Genomic DNA, 14,124 nt, shown 5'->3' with positions numbered 1-14,124 from the left:
CCATGGTGGCAATCGCGCAGATCAAGCGCTGGGCCTTTGTTGTAGCGCTGATTCCGCTTGTGCGTTTATTCGTTCTGGCCTATGCCGGACAGTTGGGGGCTAATCCCGTCGAGTTTATTACCCGCTCAACGGGGACTTGGACCATTACCTTTTTGTGTATCACCCTAGCGATGAGTCCAATGCATTGGTTAACTGCGTGGTCGGGGTGGATCCAAATGCGACGAATGCTCGGGCTGTTTACATTCTTCTATGCATTCTTGCACTTCACCATTTGGTATTGGCTAGACCATTACCTTAACCTCCAAGAGATGTTTGCTGATGTGATCGAGCGCCCATTCATTACGGTGGGCTTCATTGCTTTTGTGTGCATGAGTTTATTGGCAATTACCTCAAACCGAGCATCGATGCACTGGTTGGGGCGCCGTTGGAGTCAATTGCATCGCCTGATTTATTTGATTGCGATTCTTGCAGTGCTGCATTATCTTTGGCATAAGGCCGGTAAAAACGATTTCCAGACCGTTTATATCTATGCTGGGATAATCTTGGTATTGTTAGTAGTGCGGATTCCCGTTATCCGTGAACAACTTCGAAGAATAAAGACACGATCATGAGCTCATCGTTTAATTGGCACAACCCATATCCCACGGTAAGGATGCCTGTTTTTGGTCGTAATATTTGTTCGACCTCGCACCCTTATGCTGCCCAAGCAGGTTTGAAGATGATGCAGCAAGGTGGGAATGCAATTGATGCTGCGATTGCTGCAGCAGCTGCGTTGATGATTGTTGAACCAGTATCGAATGGCTTGGGTAGTGATTGTTTTGCCATCGTTTGGGACGGGCATGAACTGCATGGATTAAATGCCTCAGGGGTCTCGCCGGCCGATTGGAGTCTTGACTACTTTGCCACCAAGTATGGTCGTGACGCACAGGGTTTTGTGAATCGCCCTATGCGAGGTTGGGATAGCATCACTGTGCCAGGCGCTATTGCGGGCTGGGATACGCTTCATCAGCGCTTTGGATCCTTGCCCTTGGTTGATCTCCTGCAACCTGCCATTGAGATCGCGGAGCGTGGGCACGCGGTCGCACCAATCGTGGCCCATAAGTGGGCTGCTGCTGTGAACGAGCTCAGCCCACAACCTGGGTTTGCTAAGGCATTCATGCCCCATGGCCGAGCACCACACACGGGTGAGATGTTTTATTTCCAAGAAGCCGCAAATGCATTAAAGCAAATTGCTCAGAAGGGCATCCGCGATTTTTATGAGGGTGAAATTGCCAGTTCGATTATTCGTTTTGCGCAGGAGCACCAAGCGGCATTAAAGGCGAGCGATTTAGCCAACTATCAACCCGATTGGGTTGGCACAATCTCAACCAGGGTACAAGGCTATGACGTGCACGAGATCCCACCAAACGGACAGGGGATCGGCGCTCTAATGGCGATGGGTATCTTAGAGAACCTTAATTTGGGACAGTATCCAGTCGATGGTGTTGAGAGTCAGCATGTGCAAATCGAGGCCATGAAATTAGCCTTTGCAGATATTTACCGCTATGTGGCCGACCCACGCTCGATGGTGGTCAGCCCCGCACAGATGCTCAATCCCAAATATCTTGCCAAGCGAGCAGAGCAAATTGATTTACAACGCGCGACCCAATTTACATTTGGCATGCCCAATACGGGAGGTACTATTTATTTGAGTGCTGCCGATGAAGAAGGGCGCATGATCTCGTTTATTCAGAGTAATTACATGGGTTTTGGTTCAGGAGTGGTGGAACCGAATTGGGGAATTAGTTTTCAGAACCGCGGGTATGGGTTTTCATCCGATCCTCAATCGCCCAATGTAGTAGCAGGCAATAAGCGACCCTTTCACACGATCATTCCCGCGTTCTTGACCAAAGAGGTAAATGGTAAAACCGTTCCGCAAATGAGTTTTGGGGTGATGGGCGGTGATATGCAACCGCAAGGGCACTTACAAACCCTCTTGCGGATGTTGGTCTATCAACAACAACCGCAAACGGCTTGCGATGCACCACGGTGGAAGGTCAATCGGGACTTTAGTCTTGATGTGGAGGCCAATATGGATCCTCAAACGGTTAAGGGTCTCATCGAGCGAGGGCATGTTCTCAAAAAGGTGGATGATCCCTATATGGATTTTGGCTCTGGTCAGTTCATTTGGCGCTTATCGGATAGGATCAGCGATGGCTATGTTGCAGCGAGCGATAGTCGTCGAGATGGGCTTGCGGCAGCCTATTAACCATCGTTCGGTTGGAAGACCGTTAAAATGATGAGCTTTGCCAGCACGGCACCCTTATTGAGAAAGTTTCTGTGTTAAACGCGTCTAATATCACCATGCAATTTGGGGCGAAGCCCTTGTTTGAAAATATTTCCGTCAAATTTGGTGGCGGTAATCGTTATGGCTTAATCGGTGCCAATGGTTGTGGCAAATCCACCTTCATGAAAATCCTTGGAGGGGAACTAGAGCCATCGGCTGGCAACGTCAGCCTTGAACCCAATATTCGTCTTGGTAAATTACGCCAAGATCAGTTTGCCTATGAAGACATTCGAGTGCTCGATGTGGTGATGATGGGTCATGCAGAAATGTGGCAAGCGGCGGCAGAGCGTGATGCCATTTATGCCAATCCCGATGCGACCGATGAAGACTACATGCGTGCCGCTGAGCTTGAAGCCAAGTACGCTGAGTTTGGTGGCTATACCGCTGAAGCACGCGCTGGCGAGCTACTGCTTGGTATTGGCATTCCGCTGGAACAACACAACGGTCCCATGAGTAATATTGCGCCGGGCTGGAAATTGCGCGTTTTACTTGCCCAAGCCTTATTCTCGGATCCCGATGTCTTATTGCTTGATGAGCCAACAAACAACTTAGATATTCATTCGATTCATTGGTTAGAGGAAATCCTGAATCAACGCAATAGCACCATGATCATCATTTCGCACGATCGACACTTCTTAAATGAGGTGTGCACGCATATGGCGGATATGGATTACGGTACGTTGAAGGTCTACCCCGGAAACTACGACTCTTACATGCTGGCATCGACCCAGGCGCGTGCCCAGCAAATGGCAGCCAATGCGAAGGCCAAGGAGAAGATGGCTGAACTGCAGGCATTCGTGAGTCGCTTCTCGGCCAATGCTTCCAAAGCGAGACAGGCTACTTCCCGTCAACGCCAACTTGAGAAGATCGAGCTCATAGATATTAAGCCGTCATCCCGTCAAAACCCATTTATTCGGTTTGAGACCGAGAAGAAATTGCACAACATGGCAGTAGAGTGCAATGCCCTTACTAAAAAATTTGATCGGGTAATTTTCAAGAACTTCAAGATTGCGATTCGTCCTGGTGAGAAGATCGCCATTATTGGTCAGAATGGTGCGGGTAAGACCACCTTACTGAAAACCATGTTGAGTAAACGCTTTGATGGTATTGCTGCCGATACCGGGGATGTGAAGTGGGCTGAAAATGCCAATGTGGGTGTCATGCCGCAAGATACCAGCGAATGCTTTCCTAATGATGAGAACCTGATTGAGTGGATGACGCAATGGCGTAAACCAGGCGATGACGATCAAGTTGTGCGAGGCATCCTAGGACGTCTTTTGTTCTCAGGCGATGAGATTGGTAAATCAGTGAAAGTGGTATCGGGTGGCGAGAAGGGGCGCATGATCTGGGGAAAGTTAATGCTCCAAAAGCACAACGTGCTTGCAATGGACGAGCCGACCAACCATATGGATATGGAATCGATTGAGAGCTTACAAATCGCCCTTGAGAAATTCGATGGCACTCTGATTTTTGTCTCCCATGACCGCGAATTTGTCTCGGCACTAGCGAACCGAATTCTGGAGATCAAGCCTGATGGCACGATCAATGATTATTCAGGAACGTATGAGGAGTACCTGCGTAGCCAGGAGTTGGCGGGTTAAGATTTTTGCTCGCGGGTAAAGCGCATCGCTGTGCCCTCTGCCTGAATGCGAACCCAGACAGATTGCTTCTCCTCAGGGCTCATAAACACCCAGTTGCTGACTTCTAGGGCAGTGCGACCACAGCCTTTACAGATTTCATCAAAGAGGGTCGAGCAGATCCCAATGCACGGGGAGTCAGAATCGCTATCTCCGATTCCTAAAGAATTAGCACCGTTATTGATTGAGCTCATGCCTTACTTTAATGCATCGAGTTCAATTCTGCCGAGGCTGCTTGAATCAGAGTCCTGGCGCAAGGGGCTATGTTCAGCCAGCTCATCGAGGTATTGACCAATGCCTTGACGTTCGCGCTCCAGAAATCGTGCCACCGCAGCAGCAAAACGTGGATCACTCAGATGGTGATATGACGAGACCGTGGTCGGCATAAATCCTCGTGCCATTTTGTGCTCGCCTTGCGCACCGCCTTCCAGGGTTTGGATTCCTTCGCGGATACAATAGTCAATTGCTTGATAGAAGGCGGTCTCAAAATGAAGGCAGGGGTGTTGCTCGACGCATCCCCAATACCGACCATAAGCTTTGCTCAACTCACGATCAATGACTAATAAGGCACAGGCGATCGCTTGCCCTTCACGCTTTGCAACGATTAAATGGAGATGATTGGGCATTTGTTGCGCCCACTCCTGAAAAAAGAGTTGATTTAGGTAAGGGCTGGAGTAGTGGTTTTGGTAGGTATTGCGATAGCAGCGATAGAAAAACAGCACATCCTCTTCAGTAAGCAATTCTCCAGGAAGGTGTTCAAAGGTGATGCCTGCCCCTTGAACCTGTTTACGTTCGCGCTTAATGTTCTTGCGGCGTTTCATGGTGAGGGTGGATAAAAAGGCTTCAAAATCAGAGTAACCCTGGTTGTGCCAATGAAACTGTACGGACTCACGCTTTAAAAATCCCGCATTACCAAGAAGATTTGCCTCCTCCTCAACCGGAAAAAGAATATGAGCGGACGATAGGCTTAGCTCGCCAACCAATTGTTTTAAACCAGCGATTAGTGCCTCTTGATGCTCGGTTGATCGGGCCAACAAGCGCGAAGAAGTAACCGGAGTAAATGGGATAGCACCGAGTGCTTTTGGAAAGTAGGGCAGCCCTGCTTGGGTATAGGCTTCTGCCCATGACCAATCAAAGACATACTCTCCGTAAGAGTGCGTTTTAAGGTAGAGCGGCAATGCGCCAAGAAGCGTATGGCCATCGGCGTCATAAAGCGCCAGATGCGATGGCTTCCAACCCGTCTCTGCGCTCACGCAACCGGTTTTCTCCAAAAGACTCAGAAAAGAGTACCGCATGAAGGGGCCGGCAGAGGGTGGAAGGATTGAGGTCCATGCGGCCTGTGGGACATCCGAAATTTGATTTAGAACCCGAACCTCATACTTAGCTTGCATACGAATCAGCCAAGTCTTTCAAATCAGCGCTGAATCAGCTCAATCTTGTATCCATCGGGGTCGGTGATGAAGGCAATCAAGGTCTCGCCTCCTTGAACGGGGCCGGCAGGACGCGTGATATTACCCCCGGCAGCAGCAATATCTTCACATGCCTTATAGACATCGGGCACGGCAATCGCAATGTGTCCATACGCGGTACCATGATCATAGGCAGACACCCCATAGTTGTACGTGAGTTCAATCTCTGCTTGCCCATCCGCATTACCATTCCCAAATCCTACAAAAGCGAGCGAGTATTTCTGCTCCTCGCGATTGGTCGTGCGCAATAGATTCATCCCTAATACTCGGGTATAAAAATCGACTGATCGGGCAATATCACCCACGCGCAGCATGGTGTGCAAAATCATATTACTCAATGCGCGCTTTCTCACGAATCTTCTTCATCATTTCAGAGAACTTAGCCTTTTGCCAAGCTTGATCTTGCATCAACATGGATTTCAATTGCTCTTTGATTTCTGCCATGGACGGAATCTTAACGTCACGAACATCTTCGAGCTGAATAATGTGCCAGCCAAATTGAGTCTTGACCGGCTTATCGGTCATTTGACCTTTTTTCAACGTCGTCATGACCTTGGAAAACTCTGGGACTAGCGCTTTATCGCTCACCCAGCCAAGCTCTCCACCGTCAGGAGCAGAGCCTGGGTCTTTAGAGTTGGCTTTAGCCAGATCCTCAAATTTTGCTCCGGCTTTAATCTTTGCGATCAGGGCTTTGGCATCGGCTTCTTTCTCAACCAGGATATGACGGACTTTGTACTCTTTGCCGCCAAATTGACTCTTGATGGAGTCATAGGCTGATTTGTAATCTTCCTCCGTAATACCGCCTTTATCAATATAGTCTTCAAAGAGTGCGCCCACCAAAACACCCAAGCGAGCTTGCTCAATTTGATCTTTCACATCATCTTTTTGGCTTACCCCACGCTTATCCGCCTCTTGAAGGATGAGTTCGCGCGTGATGAGCAATTCACGGCCTTGCTCACGAATTTTCGGATCGGTTGCCGACTGGCCTGAATTTTTAATCAAGCGATCAAGTTGTGCCTTCGGGATAGGCTTGCCATTTACGATCGCTGCATTTTGGGCGGTTACGGAGGCGCTCAGTAGACCGATTGAGCAGGCTAGGATTATTTTTTTGGTTAGGCACATAGATTGAAGATAAAGAAGCGAAAAGAAGAATTATGACTCATTTGGTGCAAGTGCATGGATGGCGAGGGCGTGGATCTCGTGAGGCATAAACTCTTTTAAGGCGCCATAAACGAGTCGATGGCGCGCAACGGAGTTAAGCCCAGCAAATGCCTGCGCAGTAATCTTGATCCGAAAGTGGCCTGCACCGCCTGCGGCCCCGGCATGCCCGGCATGCAAATGACTCTCGTCTTCGATGAGGAGAGCTAAGGGTTGGAGTTGTTTTTGCAGTGCGGTCTGGAATAAAGTAATGCGCTCTTGATTGGTCATCATGCTTCATCTCCCTCCATATGGCGACTTAACCACAGGCCTTGGGCAATGATGAAAAGAATCAGTAAGCCAATTCCGCCAAAGAGCTTAAAGTTCACCCACACATCTTCAGAGAAGGTATAGGCCACATACAAATTGAGAACGCCCATGAAGAAAAAGAATGCTGCCCAGGCATGATTAAGCTTTAACCAAATCGAGCGCGGGCTACCTGGCTTTAAGGTAACTTGCTTTCCCATGAGGCTCTCAATCCAATTTTTCTTAAAGAACTGAGCACTAAAGAAAAGTACTGCGGCAAATAACCAATAGAGAACCGTAGGCTTCCACTGAATAAAGGTTTTGTCTTTTAACAAAATAGTAAGGCCGCCAAATACAACGATTAGGATTAGGCTAGCCCACTGCATCCCCTCAATTTTTTCCCGACGAATATAAAGCCACACAATTTGCGCAACAGTTGCAATGATCGCCACAATGGTTGCCACATAGATATCGGCAAGTTTGAATGCAGCAAAGAATAGGATGACCGGGAATAGATCAAAAAGAAATTTTTTCATGGGGATGGCTTAAGGCTGGCATTTTGGCTAGGTTCAAAACGCAATGACGCCGAGTTAATGCAGTACCGAAGTCCCGTGGGCTGGGGGCCGTCTTCAAAGACATGGCCTAGATGGGCATCGCAATTTGCACAGCGTACCTCGGTCCGAATCATGCCGTGTGATACATCCCGATGCTCACTGATCACTTGGGGATTGGCGGGAGTGTGATAACTTGGCCAACCACAGCCAGCATCAAATTTGGTGGTCGATAAAAATAACGGGGTGCCACAGCAGACGCAATTGTAGAGACCATTTTCCCAATGATCCCAGTAGCGACCCGAAAAGGGTGGTTCAGTTGCCGCTCGGCGCGTTACCCGATACTCAATATCAGAGAGTTCTTGACGGTATTGTTCATCAGTTTTAGTCATGGATTGGATTGTAAAGAAGGATTAAGACGAGCAACTCAGGACAATATCCTCAAGCTCCTTAGGGGGCGGTGCTGCATAAGCTTCAAACTCCGATTGCTCTGCGTAAGGATTCTCAAGGATATGCAAGAGCTTTTGGACTTCTGAAAAATCATCCTGCTGGGCGAGTTCGATGGCATGCTGTGCGAGGTAGTTGCGTAGGATGAATTTTGGATTTGTTTTAAGAATGGCACTCTGGCGAACCAGATCAGAGGAGTGTTCAAGTTTTAATCGATCCAAATAGCTTTGCATCCAAACATCAAAAGCCTGGCGGTCAATAAAGTGGTCGCGCAATGGATTAGATTGGTCATTAGCCATGGATTGGACTTCGGCAAAAAGACGAAACGTTGTCGTGAAATCCACCCGATTCTGATGCATGAGTTGCAATAAGTTCTCGATGAGGGGGAAGTCATTTGGATGCTCCTCGTGCAGCCCGAGTTTTGCTCGAAAACGTTTTAACCACGCCTGCCGGTATTGAGTCGGAAATTGCTCAAGCGCAGTTTGCAATTTCTGCTGGGCCACTTCGGTTGAATCGGTTTTCTCCAACAAAGGCAACATACCGCCTGCCAAGCACGCCATATTCCAATGCATGATTTGAGGTTGCCGATGATAGGCGTACCTGCCTTGAGAATCGCTGTGATTACAGATGTGATCCATTTGAAAACGATCCATCATTCCAAATGGGCCGTAATCGATCGTGAGCCCTAAAACGCTAATGTTGTCGCTATTTAAGACGCCATGGCAAAAGCCCACTGCCTGCCAATGTGCAACGAGTTCGGCGCTGCGATAGCTAATTGATTTAAATAGTTCTAGATAGGCATCGTCGCTATCTTTGCACTCCTCATAGTGTTTATCTAAGAGATAGTCCGCCAATTGCGTGAGATGCTCCGTTTGGCGCGCAGCCGCATAATGCTCAAAATGACCAATGCGCAGAAAACTGGGTGCCAAGCGAGTACATACCGCAGCGGTCTCCAAGGTCTCACGCATCACTGGTTTTTTGGATCCCGTAACCGCCAATGCTCGACTAGTTGGTATACCAAGCGCATACATGGCTTCACTACCTAAGAACTCACGGATCGATGAACGCAATACCGCTCGGCCGTCGCCCATGCGCGAGTAGCGAGTAATACCGGAGCCCTTTAATTGAATCTCGTAAGGACCAATATCGCCTAATAGAATGGCGCGACCATCGCCGAGTTGACCGGCCCAAATACCAAATTGGTGACCGCTGTATACTGTTGCGATTGGATTTGAAAAGTGGTGCTCTTCGACTTCGAGCGCGTTCCCACTTAAGACGCTTAACCAGCGTGGATCGGAAGGTAAGCCAGTGTCATTGAGGGGAATGCCCAGTTCTTGCCCAAGCGCAGAAGAGAATCCGACCCAATAGGGCTCTGGTAGGGGTGTAGGTGCAATCGATTGACATGTATCGTCACCCTGGAGGGGAAAGGCCATTGCTATACCGAGTAATTAGCCCACGCTGAGCCAATTAAATTACCGGTAATCACGTCGTGCGCAATCACGCCGTTGGCATCAAACCGCCGCTCAACCATCTCGTAGTTACCATCCTGGCGAACCCGCAAAATAGTACTTGAGCGCGTGCCGTAGTGTTCTGTTCGAATAAAGGCAGCAGAAAGTGCTTTCTCCCATTCCAAGCTAACGCCTGTGCTCGGAAGCTCTTGCTCGGGAGCCTGATGGTCATCGGCTAATAAGTGCAGATAGGCATCGGCATTCTTTAAGCTTCCACCATCCATCGCTAGGGTTTGAGCAAATGCAGCAATGCGGTGATTTACTTTAGGCCAGGGTGTATCGAGCATGGCGTTCGATAGCCCATACACACCTGGACTAAGAGGCTGACTTGGGAAAGTTTTACGAGGACGCACTGATTTGCCCATCACCACACGATTGCTTACCCAATGCATTTGAGGATCATTCGGATCACTCAAATCGGCCATCAATAAATTAAAACCATTGTATTGGTCAAAGCGCTTACTGTGCTTATCAATAAAGTGGTTGGGTTTATCAGAGCTAGTTAGATATAAAAAGGGGAGTTCACCCCGGGTTCTGGCATCCGGCTTTTTCTCACTCGGAGAGCGCACATTGGTGAGCGCAGAAAATCGGCCATGCTTATTAAGCCCTAACCAAGTACCGGGACTACCAATCACATCGGCATGATCTCGACCTGCTAATACATCTGGGTGCTCAGGCCACCAACCAATACCACTGGTATTACGTTCATAAAACTCATCCCGATTGGCGGCTACCACCAACGGGTATTTTGGGTGCGATTTCCAGGCAAATAAAATGAGGCACATACCAATACTATGCCTGATTAAATCTCAACGAGGGAATAGGGTAGTTTTCCTAGCTCCAGACTGGGGCCGCTAGCTTCACCAAGGTGAAGTTTGCTGCTTTGAGCAAGCTCTGATTTGCATTCAATCTGAATATCGATCCAAAGAGGATTATTCAAATTGGGGCTTGAGAGCACGACCATGCCAGCCGGCTGGCCAGGATCTTCCTCATGAAAAATCTCGGTTCCTGGCGGGCAGGACTCGATGGGAGTTTGTGCTTTTGCCAAAAAGAGGCGTCGTTTGATTGCGCCTCGATACTGGCTACGGGCAACTACTTCTTGACCTGGGTAGCACCCTTTCTTGAAATCGACCCCGCCCACGGATTCGAGGTTTACCATTTGAGGCACAAATTGATCTTGGGTAGCCGCCACAATTCGAGGGATTCCACTAAGGACCTCAGCCATATTCCAGGCACTTGCATTGGCTTGCGCATCAACCGTCATCTGTGAGGCAAACACAATTCGTTTCATCAGATTGCTATCTTCTGGGGTTTGCATCGCCAGGGCGATTGCATCGGCGGGAAGATGGGGAAGTGCCTGCGCTATCGGCTCAAGAGCCCCATAAATCGACCACGCTTCGCTCATGTCGCGTACCGTCACCTTGGAGCGCAAAACAAACATGGTCAAGCGTTTTGCAAAAACTGCCGCAATATCGCGTGAGACAAACAAGGCATATTGCGTCACCGCAGGGGATGAATGCAAGCTGATCCACGCAGAAGCAAGTAGACGACCCTTTGCTGTGCAGTACCCCGTTAACCGTGCCGCAGAACTTCCTTGGGCTATTGCTCCAGAAGAAGTGGGGCTTAATCCAAGGACTGAATTCGTTAATTGGCCTTGCAAAAAAGAACTCGCATCAGGCCCCTCAACGAGAATCAAGCCCCAGTCTGGTAAACGGCAAATGGTTGGTGGATTCATGGTGTGGATCGGTTCATGATGGTCGTGTACTAAGTTAGGCTTTTATCATAGTGCTATGTACAGAAACTTTCTAAGACCTCTAAATCCATATTTCATGCCATGACTCTAAGTAAACGATTTTTGGGCCTCGGGCTTGGCTTGCTCATCGGGATTGTTTGTTTGCATTACCTCGTGCTATTTACATGGGGAGTGGTGCCAGCTAAATCTGCCCTGGCTAATCAAACCGATGGTACAAATGCTACCGCCCGGTATAAGGTATTGCCCAAATCAGGGGTCTCAAAAATTGCAGCTCAGTTGCAGGAGCAAGGAATCAGGGTTCCAAGCTGGGCCTTCCAAATTGGCGCCCGATCGCTAGGTGTCGGCACATCACTGAAGCCAGGTACCTATGAATTCCCGGTAAATGCAAGCTTAGGCCAGATCTTGCTGCAAATGGCTCGGGGCGAGCGAGTCCGTGAATCGGTGAAGATCATTCCGGGAATGGCCATTTGGCAAGTACGAGCTGCCATTGATACGCACCCAGCACTCATTCATCAAACGAAATCGGCCAGCGGAGCCCAGCTTGCCACACTCTTAGGCCTTACTCAGCCGGATGTGGAAGGGTGGTTATTTCCAGATACTTATGTATTTGATCCTGATGATTTGGATTTAAGTATTTATCAACGGGCTTACGCTGGTATGCAAAAACAATTAGCAAATGCATGGGATCTTTACCTTCAGGGCCATGCAAATGATCAGGTCCTAAAGAGCCCATATCAATTACTGATCCTTGCATCGATTGTTGAGAAAGAAACAGGGCAGGCTTCTGAGCGCGGATTAATTTCGGGCGTCTTTCATAATCGGCTTAAGAAAGGGATGATGTTACAAACCGATCCCACCGTCATTTATGGAATTGGACCGCAATTTGATGGCAATATCAGAAAAACGGATTTACGCTGCGATACTCCCTACAATACCTATATGCGCTATGGCTTACCTCCAACCCCAATTGCAATGCCCTCTAAAGAATCGCTCATCGCCGCTGCGCAACCTGCGCCCACGAATGCGCTGTATTTTGTTGCAAAGGGTAATGGCAGCAGCCATTTTTCTGCATCCTTGAAGGAACACGAGGCCGCTGTTGATCGGTACCAGCGTTTGCCCACCCAATCGTCGACCAAGACAGCGAAATAACTTCATGCCTATTCATCGCTCTGGGTTTTTTATTAGCTTTGAGGGCATCGATGGTGCCGGGAAGAGCACACACCTTGAGGCCTTTGCAAATCATCTACGACAACGCTATCCACAGCAAGAGATAGTGCTCACTCGGGAGCCGGGCGGTACCCCGTTGGGAGAAAAACTCAGGCAGCTTTTATTGCAAGAGCCCATGCACATTGAGACCGAGGCTTTATTAATGTTTGCTGCAAGACGTGAACACCTGGCTCAAGTTATCGAGCCTGCCTTGCAATCCGGCAAGATCGTGATTTCTGACCGCTTCACTGACGCCAGCTTTGCTTATCAAGGTGGGGGGAGGGGATTAAGTCTTGAAACCCTTAATACCCTTGAGACTCTGGTGCAGAGGAGGGGGGCAGATTTAATTCAGCCAAACCTCACTCTTTTATTTGATCTACCTGGGCACGTTGCGCAGGAGCGTCGCTCCAAGGCCAGAACCCCCGATAAGTTCGAGCGTCTGGATCTTGATTTTTTTGAGAAGGTTCGTAACGAGTACTTGCGCCGCGCCAAGTCTGATCCCGGGCGTTTTGTGGTGATCGATGCCCAGCAATCACCAGAGCGCATCTGGAAGCACTTATCAGAAATTCAGTTGAATTATTAATCTAAGTTAATGATTTATATAAATTAATTGTCGATAGATTTTATCTAAATCCCATGACCATAGAAAATTCGCATCACGAATCCGTCAAGCTATTGCCATGGTTCGAGGCGCTTGGTAGAGCCTTTGATTTGGAGTCAATGCCTCAAGCTATTTTGTTTCATGGTCAACCAGGAATAGGCAAATTTGATTTTGCGCGCTGGCTTTCTAAGGCGCTGCTCTGTGAGGCTGATTTGTTCTCCACAGGGCAAAAGCCATGCAATGCCTGTGAGGCTTGCCGCTGGTTTGATACTGGTAATCACCCAGACTGTATTACTTTGTTGCCCCAAAGCTTAAAAGGCCGCTTAGTTCAAGCGGAGCTTGAGGGTAGCCCCAAAATGGATCCTGTAGCCCCAGAGGGTCAAGACGATGGCGATAGAAAAAAAGAGAGCGCGTTCATCAAAATTGATGAGCTTAGGGCAGTGCTTGGCGGTATCAACATTGGTTCACACCGGGGCGGCAAACGGATTATTCTGATTTATCCACTGGAAAGTCTGCGCGAGGATGCATCCAATACCTTACTGAAATCCCTTGAAGAACCTAATCCTGATACGATCTTTATCCTAGTTAGCGATCGTCTTGATCGCGTCTTGCCAACCATACGATCGCGTTGCCAACTCATTGCCCTGCCAAAACCAAGTCGAGAACTGGCGCTTAACTGGTTGGAATCTGAACTGAAAATACTTCTCTCAGATGCCGTTCGTGCAGAGGAGCTAGAGGCCACAATTGATGAACAAGCTGGTGCACCCTTGAGCGCAAGGGACCAGATCGTTGCTAGGCATTTAGGGGATGATAAAGATGGCGTTGGTCTAGCCATCAATTCCACACGAATACTAGTAGAGGCCTTGAGTAACGGACCCAAAATTGGCTACCTTGAATGCGCTGAGAAGGTTCAGAAAGCCCCATATTCCGCATTATTGGTGTGTATGCAACGCTGGCTCTTTGATTTGCAACTGTCATATCAGCTAGGGGAGGTGCGCTATTACCGCCGGCACGCACAACGAATTAGTCAGCTCGCATCTCAACTGCAATTAACCAAAGCGCAGCGACTTTGGTCAACCCTTACACTCGCTCGTCGCCATGAGAATCACCCCTTGTCCACACGGGTGCAAATGGAATCCATGCTCTTGCAATATCAACAGCTCTTTGGGGACTAAAATTAGCG

16 protein-coding genes are annotated in these 14,124 nt (G+C 48.8%); 6 read left to right on the top strand and 10 right to left on the bottom strand.

Annotation, left to right across the window (positions count from 1 at the left end):
- Positions 1 to 2: 2 nt before the first annotated feature.
- The 3 genes from QUE65_RS05260 (at position 3) to QUE65_RS05250 (ending at position 3,927) form a co-directional block, all read left to right on the top strand.
- Positions 3 to 611 carry a protein-methionine-sulfoxide reductase heme-binding subunit MsrQ gene (locus tag QUE65_RS05260; protein ID WP_286282349.1) on the top strand — a complete coding sequence of 203 codons (609 nt, stop codon included), beginning with the start codon at positions 3 to 5 and terminating at the stop codon, positions 609 to 611.
- On the top strand, positions 608 to 2,248 hold the full coding sequence (locus tag QUE65_RS05255) for a gamma-glutamyltransferase family protein (protein ID WP_286282347.1): 1,641 nt from the start codon (positions 608 to 610) through the stop codon (positions 2,246 to 2,248). Before QUE65_RS05260 ends, QUE65_RS05255 begins: the two co-directional genes overlap by 4 nt.
- Before the next feature lie 71 nt (positions 2,249 to 2,319).
- Positions 2,320 to 3,927 carry an ABC-F family ATPase gene (locus QUE65_RS05250; protein WP_215372424.1) on the top strand — a complete coding sequence of 536 codons (1,608 nt, stop codon included), beginning with the start codon at positions 2,320 to 2,322 and terminating at the stop codon, positions 3,925 to 3,927.
- Here the strand turns inward: QUE65_RS05250 and QUE65_RS05245 are convergent.
- Genes QUE65_RS05245 through ygfZ form a run of 10 tightly spaced genes read right to left on the bottom strand, consistent with a single transcriptional unit; the run spans position 3,924 to position 11,116 of the window.
- A complete protein-coding gene (locus tag QUE65_RS05245) occupies positions 3,924 to 4,157 on the bottom strand; it encodes a DUF1289 domain-containing protein (RefSeq protein ID WP_286222961.1) in 234 nt (77 codons plus the stop codon). The two genes, QUE65_RS05250 and QUE65_RS05245, sit on opposite strands and share 4 nt — an antisense overlap.
- A 3-nt stretch (positions 4,158 to 4,160) precedes the next feature.
- Complete coding sequence (locus tag QUE65_RS05240; RefSeq protein ID WP_286282344.1) at positions 4,161 to 5,354, bottom strand: GNAT family N-acetyltransferase; 1,194 nt, start codon at positions 5,352 to 5,354, stop codon at positions 4,161 to 4,163.
- Positions 5,355 to 5,377: 23 nt separating this feature from the next.
- Positions 5,378 to 5,761, bottom strand: a complete 384-nt coding sequence (gloA, locus tag QUE65_RS05235) for a lactoylglutathione lyase (RefSeq protein WP_286282444.1) — start codon at positions 5,759 to 5,761, stop codon at positions 5,378 to 5,380.
- Between the two features lies 1 nt (position 5,762).
- The gene (locus QUE65_RS05230) at positions 5,763 to 6,554 is read right to left on the bottom strand and encodes a peptidylprolyl isomerase (protein WP_286282343.1); all 792 of its coding nucleotides are present in this window, start codon (positions 6,552 to 6,554) and stop codon (positions 5,763 to 5,765) included.
- Positions 6,555 to 6,584: 30 nt separating this feature from the next.
- A complete protein-coding gene (locus QUE65_RS05225) occupies positions 6,585 to 6,863 on the bottom strand; it encodes a BolA family protein (RefSeq protein WP_353506676.1) in 279 nt (92 codons plus the stop codon).
- Positions 6,860 to 7,411, bottom strand: a complete 552-nt coding sequence (locus tag QUE65_RS05220) for a septation protein A (RefSeq protein ID WP_286282341.1) — start codon at positions 7,409 to 7,411, stop codon at positions 6,860 to 6,862. The genes QUE65_RS05225 and QUE65_RS05220 overlap by 4 nt, the downstream gene beginning before the upstream one ends.
- Positions 7,408 to 7,818 (bottom strand): peptide-methionine (R)-S-oxide reductase MsrB, encoded by a 411-nt coding sequence (gene msrB, locus QUE65_RS05215; RefSeq protein WP_286282339.1) that lies wholly within the window; start codon positions 7,816 to 7,818, stop codon positions 7,408 to 7,410. The genes QUE65_RS05220 and msrB overlap by 4 nt, the downstream gene beginning before the upstream one ends.
- Before the next feature lie 21 nt (positions 7,819 to 7,839).
- The gene (locus QUE65_RS05210; protein WP_286282337.1) at positions 7,840 to 9,306 is read right to left on the bottom strand and encodes a protein adenylyltransferase SelO; all 1,467 of its coding nucleotides are present in this window, start codon (positions 9,304 to 9,306) and stop codon (positions 7,840 to 7,842) included.
- Positions 9,307 to 9,308: 2 nt separating this feature from the next.
- Complete coding sequence (locus QUE65_RS05205; RefSeq protein ID WP_286282336.1) at positions 9,309 to 10,166, bottom strand: NRDE family protein; 858 nt, start codon at positions 10,164 to 10,166, stop codon at positions 9,309 to 9,311.
- A 17-nt stretch (positions 10,167 to 10,183) separates the two neighbouring features.
- Entirely contained in the window at positions 10,184 to 11,116 is a 933-nt protein-coding gene (ygfZ, locus tag QUE65_RS05200) for a CAF17-like 4Fe-4S cluster assembly/insertion protein YgfZ (protein ID WP_286282335.1), read from the bottom strand.
- Between the two features lie 99 nt (positions 11,117 to 11,215).
- Here ygfZ and mltG point away from each other — a divergent pair, with 99 nt between their 5' ends.
- The 3 genes from mltG to QUE65_RS05185 are packed head-to-tail and all read left to right on the top strand — an operon-like array spanning position 11,216 to position 14,116.
- Positions 11,216 to 12,283 (top strand): endolytic transglycosylase MltG, encoded by a 1,068-nt coding sequence (mltG, locus tag QUE65_RS05195; RefSeq protein ID WP_286282334.1) that lies wholly within the window; start codon positions 11,216 to 11,218, stop codon positions 12,281 to 12,283.
- Between the two features lie 4 nt (positions 12,284 to 12,287).
- Positions 12,288 to 12,923, top strand: a complete 636-nt coding sequence (tmk, locus tag QUE65_RS05190; RefSeq protein WP_286282333.1) for a dTMP kinase — start codon at positions 12,288 to 12,290, stop codon at positions 12,921 to 12,923.
- A gap of 53 nt (positions 12,924 to 12,976) precedes the next feature.
- Complete coding sequence (locus tag QUE65_RS05185) at positions 12,977 to 14,116, top strand: DNA polymerase III subunit delta' (RefSeq protein ID WP_286282331.1); 1,140 nt, start codon at positions 12,977 to 12,979, stop codon at positions 14,114 to 14,116.
- The last annotated feature ends 8 nt before the right edge of the window (positions 14,117 to 14,124 follow it).

The sequence above is a fragment of the Polynucleobacter sp. HIN8 genome (assembly GCF_030297615.1).
In the GTDB taxonomy this organism is placed as follows: domain Bacteria; phylum Pseudomonadota; class Gammaproteobacteria; order Burkholderiales; family Burkholderiaceae; genus Polynucleobacter.
Note: the sequence above shows the minus strand (reverse complement) of the source record. Positions and strands in the feature narration are given on the sequence as shown.

Excerpts from the sequence above, each read along its gene's own strand:
- QUE65_RS05220 (WP_286282341.1), bottom strand. The coding sequence starts at position 7,411 with ATGAAAAAATTTCTTTTTGATCTATTCCCGGTCATCCTATTCTTTGCT.
- QUE65_RS05255 (WP_286282347.1), top strand. The coding sequence starts at position 608 with ATGAGCTCATCGTTTAATTGGCACAACCCATATCCCACGGTAAGGATG.
- QUE65_RS05245 (WP_286222961.1), bottom strand. The coding sequence starts at position 4,157 with ATGAGCTCAATCAATAACGGTGCTAATTCTTTAGGAATCGGAGATAGC.
- ygfZ (WP_286282335.1), bottom strand. The coding sequence starts at position 11,116 with ATGAATCCACCAACCATTTGCCGTTTACCAGACTGGGGCTTGATTCTC.
- mltG (WP_286282334.1), top strand. The coding sequence starts at position 11,216 with ATGACTCTAAGTAAACGATTTTTGGGCCTCGGGCTTGGCTTGCTCATC.
- QUE65_RS05185 (WP_286282331.1), top strand. The coding sequence starts at position 12,977 with ATGACCATAGAAAATTCGCATCACGAATCCGTCAAGCTATTGCCATGG.
- QUE65_RS05225 (WP_353506676.1), bottom strand. The coding sequence starts at position 6,863 with ATGATGACCAATCAAGAGCGCATTACTTTATTCCAGACCGCACTGCAA.
- tmk (WP_286282333.1), top strand. The coding sequence starts at position 12,288 with ATGCCTATTCATCGCTCTGGGTTTTTTATTAGCTTTGAGGGCATCGAT.
- QUE65_RS05230 (WP_286282343.1), bottom strand. The coding sequence starts at position 6,554 with ATGTGCCTAACCAAAAAAATAATCCTAGCCTGCTCAATCGGTCTACTG.
- QUE65_RS05260 (WP_286282349.1), top strand. The coding sequence starts at position 3 with ATGGTGGCAATCGCGCAGATCAAGCGCTGGGCCTTTGTTGTAGCGCTG.
- msrB (WP_286282339.1), bottom strand. The coding sequence starts at position 7,818 with ATGACTAAAACTGATGAACAATACCGTCAAGAACTCTCTGATATTGAG.
- QUE65_RS05205 (WP_286282336.1), bottom strand. The coding sequence starts at position 10,166 with ATGTGCCTCATTTTATTTGCCTGGAAATCGCACCCAAAATACCCGTTG.
- QUE65_RS05210 (WP_286282337.1), bottom strand. The coding sequence starts at position 9,306 with ATGGCCTTTCCCCTCCAGGGTGACGATACATGTCAATCGATTGCACCT.
- gloA (WP_286282444.1), bottom strand. The coding sequence starts at position 5,761 with ATGATTTTGCACACCATGCTGCGCGTGGGTGATATTGCCCGATCAGTC.
- QUE65_RS05240 (WP_286282344.1), bottom strand. The coding sequence starts at position 5,354 with ATGCAAGCTAAGTATGAGGTTCGGGTTCTAAATCAAATTTCGGATGTC.